We start from the raw sequence: 10,589 nt of genomic DNA on the forward strand, positions 1-10,589 counted from the left end.
CTTAAGAAGCATATACCCTGAAGGGGCAGTAAGGTCAGCAGCAAATCACCACTTACTGGCTGATAGCGGAGTAAAATATCTTACTACGGATAAAGAGTGATCTGAGTTTTTTCAAGATTCGGTAGAAGATAAAACTACCCGTGATAAGCTTATTAATTAGTTTAGTGTTACAGTATTTCTTCCAAACCTTTCTTTAGGCCGTAAACTGTTTTTACCTCCTCAACCGATAGCGGCCTATTAAAAATAGCTAGGTCATCCATTAATCCAACGTAGTTGATGCCCAGGTAAATATTGGCCTTATCTAGTTCCCAATTGAACGGGTCAACGACGCGATCCTTGAAACCTTGCAATTCGCCGTTGAGGTATAGTGAAGCACTCCCCTCTCCACCGCCTAGTGAATTAAAAGTGATTAGAACGTGGGTCCACTGATCTTTGGCGAAGGGATGATTTTCAACCGTCACTAAGCGATTTTCAAATTCAGTATTGTTATCGGGTTCTAGGTTGTTAGGGTTCCAAGATTGTAGATCTCCTATTACACCTAGCCGGAAGTTACGCGGATTATCTTTAGTAAAGTCAACCCAAATAGATGCATCATTATAGCCTACATCGGTAATCTGAATTGGATCACAAAAACCTGGCTCTAAATCCTCTTCGGGAGTTAATTTTAACCAGAAGGAAACCGTTCCGCTCCAGTTTTGAGCGTCGTACGACATATTATTTTCTGCCTTATAAAAAACGACATCATCCACTTTATCTTTAAATTCAAGAGCATCGCCGGATAATCCTTCACCCGAAGCTATTGCTAGGTGGGCGGGCAAAGTTGGTTTGGCATTGGGAGCTTCCTTACGCTCCGGGGCCGAGTAAATACTTGCGTCACCGGTAGCTATTTGCGCTTGGGCATCACCATTGAAAGGCGCGTAGAAGGTTATCGCTTGCTTAAGTTCATTGTGTTGCCCATAGGAAGTAAGCACGGTAGATAATAGAATAGCCAGGATTAATCGTGTTTTCGTCATCATTCCGGTTAATTTGGTTAGGAAGTTAAATAGATCGAGGAAGGAATATCCATTAATTTAGAATAAGGTCAAAAGTATTAATTTTCTACCATCAAGTAGTCTTGAAATTAAAAAGCTATCCTAAAATGCTGCGAATTCGCAACCTTGCTATAATACTATTGAAATAAATAGCCTTGAAAGGTAGTATAAGCAGTGACTGCAAACTACTAGTCGCTAGTTGATATCAGCAGCAAACGTTTTTCTTTAACTCAGTTAATTAGTTAGCAACTAGTTAATCAAAGGTTCGGAATCTTTACTGAACCTTTTTGCTGCTTAGGGGTATTAGAAGTAGAACCCTGCATTGAATAAAAGACTGATGAATATTACCCAAGAGCAAGTACTCGATGCCCTTCGCACCGTTGATGACCCGGATCTGAAGCGAGATCTGGTGACATTGAATATGATTAAGGATATTGCCATTGAAGGCAACCTAGTTAGCTTTACCGTAGAACTAACCACCCCGGCTTGTCCGCTCAAAGAAATTATTCGCCGCGACTGTACTGCGGCTATTCATAAGCACATCTCACCGGAAGCAGTGGTGGATATCAATATGTCGTCGAACGTAACGACTACCCGCCGGCAAAACACTCCGCTACTGCCCGATGTAAAGAATATTATTGCGGTAGCTTCCGGTAAGGGCGGGGTAGGTAAATCAACGGTGTCAGCTAACCTAGCCGTAACGTTAGCTCAAATGGGAGCCAAAGTAGGGTTAATTGATGCGGATATTTTTGGCCCCTCTATTCCTACTATGTTTAATGTAGAATTTGAGAAGCCGCAGGTAAAGCAGGTAGATGGTAAGAACATTATTGTTCCGCTGGAGCAGTACGGAGTAAAGCTAATCTCTATTGGCTTTCTAATGAGTGCCGATGAGGCAATTGTGTGGCGGGGCCCAATGGCCAGTAAAGCATTACAGCAGTTTTTAAGTGATGTAGAGTGGGGAGCCTTAGATTATTTAATTATTGACTTACCGCCCGGCACCAGTGATATTCATTTAACCCTGGTGCAGTCAGTTCCTGTTACTGGGTCGGTAATCGTAACGACACCCCAAAAAGTGGCCCTGGCCGATGCTCGTAAAGCGTTGGCGATGTTCCGGCAGCCACAAATTAACGTTCCGGTGTTGGGATTAGTAGAAAATATGGCGTACTTCACTCCGGCAGAGTTACCAGATAATAAGTATTATATCTTCGGAGAAGCGGGAGGGAAAAAATTGGCTGAAAAGAGTGGTATTCCATTTTTGGGTGAAATCCCGTTGGTGCAAAGCATTCGTGAGAGTGGAGATCGGGGATATCCTGCCGCCATTCAATCGGAGGGAACCACCGATTGGGAAGCTTTTGCTACCTTAGCGCAGGAATTTGCTCGGCAGGTGGCCATTCGTAACGATAACTTAGATAAAACTAAGCCGGTAGAGATGAAAACCTTTAGTTAATAGTCCATAGTTATTAGTCCACTGTCCACAGTAGACTAGCTTACGAAAAATAACAATCTGTGGACAGTGGACTGTTGACTGAACGCTGAAACAATGAATAATCAAACAGCCTTATTGCCCCGAATAGAAAGTGCTTTAGATGAAATCCGCCCTTATCTGGAAACGGATGGTGGAAACGTAAAGGTACTGGGGGTAGATGATAATAATGTAGTACTGCTAGAGTTGCTCGGCTCCTGCGGTCACTGCCCTATGTCGGTAATGACCATGAAGGCAGGTATTGAAGAAACCATTAAGCGACTAGTCCCTGAAGTAACGGACGTGCAGGCGGTTAATATGACTTCGCCCGATGATCCTAATGCCAAATTGCCCGACAATTTACAATAGCTTTCAGTCCACAGTCGATAGTCCACTGTCCACAGTTAGTTCGCAGTGCGAAAAAGGTTTTTGTAGACGGTGGGATAATGGCTGTTGACTATTGAACTAAACTACCATTTTCTTTTCTGGCTTAAAATCGAAATATTTGTTGAAAACACCAGCAAATTTAGCCTGACTCTATGCCCAACCCTGATAAAGTAGCCTCTTCCTCGGTTCTCTCCAGGGTTCAAGCACTGATTTCTTCCTACGGTCCGGCCATTTTCATTATTGGGGCAATAATTGGTACGGGTAGTGTCTCCTCGCTAGTCTGGGCAGGAGCCGAATACGGGATGAGCTTGCTCTGGACACTGCTACTGTCTTGCATTTTCTTCTGGGTTCTAATCAGCTTAGTGAGCCGCTTAACATTTGCTTCGGGTAAGACTTTCGTACATCTTGCTAAAGAACAATTTGGTTCAGCGGGAGCTGCCTACATTGTTATTGCCATTATCGTAAGCCAGTTGGCCTCTAATATTGGAGTTATCGGCATTGTATCCGAAGCTTTTGCCTCCTGGCTTCAGATCGATACGCTAGTAGTGAGCATCGGCTTTAGTTTGAGTATTTATTTACTTATGATTTTAGGAAAGTACTCCACTTTTGAGCGGGTACTCGTAATTTTCGTTACGGTGCTGGGTTTAAGTTTTATTGTTAATTTCTTTTTGGCTACTCCTTCGCCCGCTGCTATCGTTTCTGGATTAGTGCCTACCATCCCGCAAGGCGGAGCGGTGGTAGCCGCAGCCATGGTGGGCACCACCCTCGCCGGGAGTGTGGTAGTAATGCGATCATACGTAGTACATGATAAAGGCTGGACACTGAATGATCTGAAACACGCTGAGCGAGATGCTCGCCTCTCAGGAGTAATGATCTTTGTGGTTTCTGCCATTATTATGGCTTGTGCCGCAGCTACCCTACACGTTCAGGGCTTACATATTGAGAACGCTATTGATATGGCGTATACGCTGGTTCCACTGATGGGCAACTTCGCGGCTACATTGTTCGTCATTGGTATTGTTGCGGCGGGAGTTTCTTCGGCTTTCACCAATGCCCTAGTTTCCGTTTGGAGTATCTCCGACTTTATGGATTGGTGCCGACGCCCTCAAACGAAACATTTCAGATTGCTGGCAATTCCTTTTTGTGCTACCGGAGTAGTGGCAGCATTGTTCGGGGGAAAGCCGATTGTGCTACAGATTATGTCGCTAGCGTTGCAAGCTATTTTTCTTCCCTTGCTAGTACTATTTATGATTATCTTGGGCAATCGCTCGGCACTCGTAGGTGAATACGTGAATAGTCGATTGGTGAATATCCTAAGTATCATTACCTTACTATTTTCACTATTTATGGCTTACCAAGCCTTTGTCGGACTCACCGAACTCATTCAAGTTACCAATCAACCTAACTAACGCAATGAAGCTAACCTACGCTATCTGTATTCTTACTGGGCTAATCATTTCTTCAAGCAGTATTTTCGCCCAATCGGGAAAAGTATACGACAACCTTACTCTGCCCAGTGAAATACTTGGTGGCGAGCGCAAATACGCCATTTACTTGCCGCCCGACTACGAAACATCCGAACGAAGCTATCCGGTACTGTACCTGCTACATGGTGCCGGAGATGACCAAACGGGTTGGGTGCAGTTTGGCGAGGTGCTACGAATTACGGATAACGCCATTCACGACGGGCAAGCTACTCCCATGATTATTGTAATGCCTGATGCTAATACTGGTCAGCGCGGTTACTTTAATGACCCCACCGAGGAGTGGCGTTACGAAGATTTCTTTTTTGAAGAACTGATGCCTCACGTAGAGAGCACCTTTCGGATTAAAGGCGAAAAGCGTTATCGGGCTGTAGCTGGACTTTCAATGGGTGGCGGCGGCTCATTCATGTACGCCCTGCATCACCCGGAGTTATTCTCATCAGCTTGTCCGCTCAGTGCCTACGTAGGTGAGCTATCATTTAACCAATTCAAAGAACGTAGAGCTGAACAACTGTCCGATATGTCTGAGGAGCAAGCACGGTCGTACTACGAACAGCATAATGCATTATCGCTGATAGAAAATATGCCCGGAGATCAGAAAAAGGCGGTACGTTGGTACATTGACTGCGGTGACGATGACTTTCTGTACGAAGGCAACTCCTTGGCGCATATTGCTATGAAGAAAAATGACATCCCGCACGAGTACCGCGTTCGGGAAGGCGGTCACTCCTGGACGTACTGGCGAGCATCGCTACCCGACGTGCTGCACTTCGTTTCTCAGGCATTTCATCAATACTAATTAAGTTTAAATGTAAAAGGGATGATTAATACTGCTTAACTTTCGTTGATTTTCAGTAACCTATCGTTTTACGCTCAAATAGATAGTACTTATGCCATCGGAGTCGTATTCAGTTCCTATCATTGACATAAGCCCGCTGGTGTATGAATCAGAAGGTCAATCAATGGTTGCTACAAAAATTAGTGAGGCTTGCCGGGAAGCAGGTTTTTTCTACGTGGTGGGCCACGGCGTTTCACTAGAGTTGCAACATCGGCTAGAGAGCCTAAGCCAGCAGTTTTTTGCTCTGCCCGAAGAAACGAAGCAAGCGATTAATATGAAAGAAGGCGGTAAAGCTTGGCGCGGCTACTTTCCACTGGGTGACGAACTTACTTCCGGCAAACCTGACTGGAAAGAAGGGCTCTATTTAGGTGAAGAGTTGAGTGAAAATGATCCCAGAGTTCAGGCAGGAATACCGCTGCACGGTAGCAACCTTTTTCCAGCAAGCCTTCCGGAATTTCGAAAAACCGTATTAGAGTATATAGAAGCTATGACTCAGCTAGGTCATACACTGATGCGAGGCATTTCACTAAGTTTAGGATTAGCGGACGACTACTTTGCTTGCCATTTTACTGCTAACCCCCTAATTCTTTTCCGCATTTTTCATTATCCTCCGACTACGCTTGCTAACTCTTCCGAAAGCTGGGGAGTGGGCGAGCACACCGACTACGGATTACTCACAATTTTAAAGCAAGATCAGGTTGGCGGACTGCAAGTAAAAGCAAAACAGGGTTGGATTGACGCCCCTCCGGTAGAAAACTCATTCGTGTGCAACATTGGGGATATGCTTGACCGAATTACTGAAGGGCTGTACCGCTCTACTCCTCACCGAGTGCTTAACCGCTCCGGCATAAGTCGTTACTCCTACCCCTTCTTTTTTGATCCTAATTTCAATGCTAACATCTTTCCGGCTGACCTTTCTTACACCGATGTTTCTAATGATTCCTCGGAGCGATGGGATCAGGCTGATATTTATACTTTCGGGGGTACTTACGGTGAGTATCTACTGGCCAAAGTTTCTAAAGTATTTCCTGAGCTTCAACGCAAGGTGAAAGATGAAAGGTAAAAGGCCGCCGTGTAACGGTGAAAAATTACTCCCTATCTTTACAAAAGCAAGCTTTTAATAACGGAAACCTCCTAACTTAACTCAATGAGCAAATTACTACTTCTGCTTCTTTCCTACTTAGTTATTACTGGTTGCAGTAGTCCAACGACTGACAATGAGCCAACAACGACAACGGAAGAAGACCAACCGCTTGAATCTGACTGGATATTGCTATTTAATGGGCAGAACATTGACGATTGGATGGTAAAAATTCATCGTTATGAGGTTGGTGAAAATTACGGTCGCACCTTCCGAGTGGAAGACGATATGATTAAAGTGCGCTACGACGAGTATGATGGCGATTACAATGATCGCTTCGGTCATTTGTACTACGAGCAACCCTACTCTCATTTTCATTTAAAATTAGAATATCGCTTTGTAGGCAATTTGCATTCGGGGGCTCCCCCTTTTACAATCCGCAATAGTGGGGTGATGTTTCACTCCCAAGACCCGCGTACCATGCCCAAAGAACAGAACTGGCCCATCTCGGTAGAGATGCAATTTTTAGGGGGCCTGGGCGATGGTAAAACCCGGCCTACGGGAAACATGTGCTCGCCAGGTACCGATGTAGTTTACGAAGGACAGATTGATCCCCGGCACTGCATCAGTTCCTCTTCAGAAACCTACGATGGCGACCAGTGGGTACAGGCCGAACTGATTGTGCTAGGTGATTCATTAGTAACCCATATCATCAACGGGGATACAGTATTGCAGTACACCCAGCCCCAGATAGGCGGAGGAGTGGTAGAACGATTTGATCCTGCCCAAAAACCCGATGGAAAGCTACTAACCGAGGGCTATATTGCCCTACAGAGCGAAGGGCAACCTATTGACTTCCGTAATATTGAGTTACTTGATCTTGCACCAGCAGTCAAAAGTCCATAGTTGATCTTCGTTCAAATGATGCCCCATGAAGAATGCTTGGAACGTATACCTTTTTAAGCCTAAAATAAAGTTGCTCTGATTTGTAACTTCTAAATAGTTTGAAAGTGTCTCTGTAATGAATATTTGATTCAATCGTCTTCACCAAAACGCCTGACTACTCTACATTATGATTAAGAACTATTTTACCATTGCGCTAAGAAATCTGCGCAAAAACAAGGTTTTTTCCTTTATCAATATTTTAGGGTTGGCTATCGGTATTGCGGCCTGTCTGCTTATTTTACAGTATGTTCAGTGGGAATTGAGTTATGACGACTTTCATACCAACAAAGAAAATCTTTACCGGGTTAAGCAAAACCGCTACAACAAAGGCGTACTAACTACCGAATGGGCGGCCGGTTGTGGCGCGGCGGGCTACGAACTTAAAGAGGGGTTTGAAGAAGTGGAAGAATACGCTACCCTTCGTCCAACTGCCGGAGTCGTAATTTATAAAGGAGCTTCCACTGGACCGGTTCGCTTCAAAGAAGAAAAGATGTTTTTTGCCACGGCTTCTTTCCTTCCCATGTTTTCATTTGATCTGTTGCAAGGAGATGAGTCTTCGGCGCTGGAAAAACCGTATACGGCTGTCCTATCTCAAAAGGCGGCTCAACGCTATTTCGGGTCGGAAGACCCCATCGGTCAGCGAATTAGTGTCAATGATGATAACGAATACGAAATCACTGGCGTTTTTCAAGATATCCCTGAAAACTCGCACCTGAAATTTGATTTCCTCTTTTCCTATTCTACCTACGTAGGTTGGGTGGGAGAAGACGTGCTGACCGCCTGGCAATGGGATGGTTTTTATACCTATCTTAAGCTGAAAGATGGTACCGACCCCCAAGCATTGGAAGCCAAGATACCGGCACTTATAGATGCTAAAGCAGGAGAAGAGCTTGCCGAATACGACTCTGATATGGACTTCTCGCTACAACCACTTACCGAAATTCATCTTACTTCCAACTACATGATGGAAGCGGAAGTGAACGGAGATAAGGATGCAGTTTATGCTTTACTAATCATTGCTATTTTTATCATCCTGATTGCTTGGGTGAATTATATCAATCTGTCTACGGCCAAATCGGTAGACCGAGCTAAAGAAGTGGGTATCCGCAAGGTGATGGGTTCCCAACGCATGCAACTGATTCGGCAGTTTATGGCGGAGTCAGTACTGCTGAACGTAGTAGCAGTTATTATTGCGATTATACTTGTACTTGCTTCATATCGCTACTTTGGTACGCTGGTTGGACAAGAAATAACCCTTTCACTTTTTGCAACCCCTTCTTTCTGGTGGTTTTTATTAACTATCTTTTTGGTTGGAGCGTTCTTCTCCGGTATTTACCCTGCTTTTATTCTTTCCGCTTTCAAACCGGTGCAAGTGTTGAAAGGAAAAATGAGGACATCTAAAAACGGTGTGGTGCTCAGAAAAACGCTGGTGGTACTCCAGTTTGCAGCTTCCGTGTTTCTAATCGCGGGAACGCTCATTGTGTATCAGCAAATTATGTACATGCAGAATCAGGACTTAGGCGTAGCGATTGATCAAACACTGGTGATTGAAGCCCCTAGTGTAGTAGATGATTCAGTGTACACCGATCGAGTAGAAGGGTTTAAATCAGCGCTAACTAGGAACTCTTCGATCCAAGCCGCGACGGCATCTACGGCGGTACCCGGTAATAGACCAGGTTGGAATGCTGGGGGAATCCGCTTAGTGTCTCAGGATGATACCGAAAGTAATCAGTACCGAGTGATAGGGGTTGATTATGACTTTCTTGAAGCTTTTAAACTGCAAATGGTCGCGGGCAGAAATTTTTCTCGTGAATTTAGCACCGACGAATCTACGGTGCTTTTTAACGAATCAGCTATCAAGCTGCTAGGCTTCGCTGAAGCAGAAAAGGCTCTCAATGAAGAGATTTTCTTCTGGGGTGATACGTTTAAAATTGTTGGAGTGATAAAAGATTATCATCAGGAATCACTGATAGCTAACTTTGATCCGCTTATTTTCCGCTTGATGCCCGCCAGTAGACGATATTTTTCGCTGAAAGTAGAATCAGCGCATCTTCCCGAAACGATTGCCACTGCCAATCAGGCCTGGGATACCTACTTTCCCGGAAACCCCTTCAACTATTTCTTCTTAGATGATCATTTCAACAAGCAGTATCAAGCCGACCTCCGCTTCGGACAAACTTTCGGATTCTTTGCCTTACTGGCCATTTTAGTAGCTTGTTTGGGTTTGTTTGGTTTATCATCCTTTATGGCCGTGCAGAAAACCAAAGAAATTGGCATCCGCAAAGTGCTAGGCTCCTCAGTCTCGGGCATCGTAGCATTGCTATCCAAAGACTTTATCCAGCTAGTTATCATGGCCAGTGTGGTAAGCTTACCGATTGTTTACTTAGTTATGCAATCCTGGCTATCGGATTATGCTTTTCGGATTGAAATTGCTTGGTGGCTACTGCTTAGCCCGGTCATCCTAGTAATGCTGATTGCCTTATTTACGATTAGTTTTCAGACCGTCAGAGCGGCTCTAGCCGATCCTGCCAAATCTCTTCGGTATGAATAGCTACTTTTTATCTCTACGAATAGCAAATCACTACGGATCGGGTGCCGAGTGATGAGCGCTATGAACTAGTAGCTGGGGATTTTTCCGAAGGTTGCGTTTTCCAGCGTTCGTGCATCCAAACCCACTGGGTTAAATCCAGCCGAATCAGTTTTTCTAATACATCGGAGAAGCGTTGCGTATTAGTTTGTAGGTCACCTTCGGTATTACCGGTTTTAGTAATCTCGATCTCCGGTAGTATAGTGATCTTATGTCGCTCGTTGGGCAAGCGATGAATGGCCATGGGGACTACCGCCGCCTGGGTACTCTGGGCCAACCAAGCGGCGCCAATAGGTGTGTAGGTTGGTTGGCCAAAAAAGTTAACAAATATTCCCTTAGCCCACTTTACATCTTGGTCAATTAAAATTGCCATTACCTCTCCCCTTTTCAAGGCTCTTACTAGAGCCAACACTCCCTCCTGGCTATAGATAGATTTAGCTCCAAACTGGGTTCTATGGTCAACCAGTAGTTTATCCAGTGTTGGGTTTTTCAGTTTTCTGCCAACAATATTGAGCTTATAACCATTACTGCTGATATAAGATGCTACCATTTCAAACGCGCCCAAATGGGGCCCGAGCATAATGACTCCATTGCCTCGCTGGTAGGCTTGCTTAAAGTGTTCCAGCCCTTCCACATCAACAATCTTATCCAGATCTGCCGATGAGCGAAAAGAATGAGAGATGAAAATGTCAGCTACATTTTTAGCGAGCTTCCGAAACAGCGTTTTGCTAAACTGTCTTTTATCAATTGTTTTGGCCTCGTCTTCTAAAGCAT

9 protein-coding genes are annotated in these 10,589 nt (G+C 44.7%); 7 read left to right on the forward strand and 2 right to left on the reverse strand.

Annotation, left to right across the window (positions count from 1 at the left end; all coding sequences use genetic code 11):
- Positions 1-167: 167 nt before the first annotated feature.
- Positions 168-1,016: a LamG domain-containing protein gene (locus tag WBA23_RS06345; RefSeq protein WP_424581409.1), complete on the reverse strand. Its 849-nt coding sequence runs from the start codon at positions 1,014-1,016 to the stop codon at positions 168-170.
- Between the two features lie 352 nt (positions 1,017-1,368).
- Here WBA23_RS06345 and WBA23_RS06350 point away from each other — a divergent pair, with 352 nt between their 5' ends.
- The 7 genes from WBA23_RS06350 to WBA23_RS06380 all read left to right on the forward strand — a co-directional run bounded on the left by WBA23_RS06350 (position 1,369) and on the right by WBA23_RS06380 (position 9,779).
- Positions 1,369-2,478 carry an Mrp/NBP35 family ATP-binding protein gene (locus tag WBA23_RS06350; RefSeq protein ID WP_424581410.1) on the forward strand — a complete coding sequence of 370 codons (1,110 nt, stop codon included), beginning with the start codon at positions 1,369-1,371 and terminating at the stop codon, positions 2,476-2,478.
- 93 nt (positions 2,479-2,571) lie between these two features.
- Complete coding sequence (locus WBA23_RS06355) at positions 2,572-2,862, forward strand: NifU family protein (RefSeq protein WP_424581411.1); 291 nt, start codon at positions 2,572-2,574, stop codon at positions 2,860-2,862.
- Between the two features lie 170 nt (positions 2,863-3,032).
- A complete protein-coding gene (locus WBA23_RS06360) occupies positions 3,033-4,289 on the forward strand; it encodes an Nramp family divalent metal transporter (RefSeq protein WP_424581412.1) in 1,257 nt (418 codons plus the stop codon).
- Between the two features lie 4 nt (positions 4,290-4,293).
- Complete coding sequence (locus tag WBA23_RS06365) at positions 4,294-5,163, forward strand: alpha/beta hydrolase (protein ID WP_424581413.1); 870 nt, start codon at positions 4,294-4,296, stop codon at positions 5,161-5,163.
- A gap of 91 nt (positions 5,164-5,254) precedes the next feature.
- Positions 5,255-6,265 (forward strand): isopenicillin N synthase family dioxygenase, encoded by a 1,011-nt coding sequence (locus tag WBA23_RS06370; protein WP_424581414.1) that lies wholly within the window; start codon positions 5,255-5,257, stop codon positions 6,263-6,265.
- Between the two features lie 84 nt (positions 6,266-6,349).
- Positions 6,350-7,189 carry a 3-keto-disaccharide hydrolase gene (locus WBA23_RS06375; RefSeq protein WP_424581415.1) on the forward strand — a complete coding sequence of 280 codons (840 nt, stop codon included), beginning with the start codon at positions 6,350-6,352 and terminating at the stop codon, positions 7,187-7,189.
- Between the two features lie 166 nt (positions 7,190-7,355).
- Entirely contained in the window at positions 7,356-9,779 is a 2,424-nt protein-coding gene (locus WBA23_RS06380; RefSeq protein WP_424581416.1) for an ABC transporter permease, read from the forward strand.
- A 58-nt stretch (positions 9,780-9,837) separates the two neighbouring features.
- Here the strand turns inward: WBA23_RS06380 and WBA23_RS06385 are convergent.
- Positions 9,838-10,589: lysophospholipid acyltransferase family protein (locus WBA23_RS06385; protein WP_424581417.1), on the reverse strand; the 752-nt coding region annotated here is incomplete at its 5' end.

The sequence above is a fragment of the Tunicatimonas sp. genome (assembly GCF_049647865.1).
GTDB lineage: Bacteria > Bacteroidota > Bacteroidia > Cytophagales > Cyclobacteriaceae > Tunicatimonas.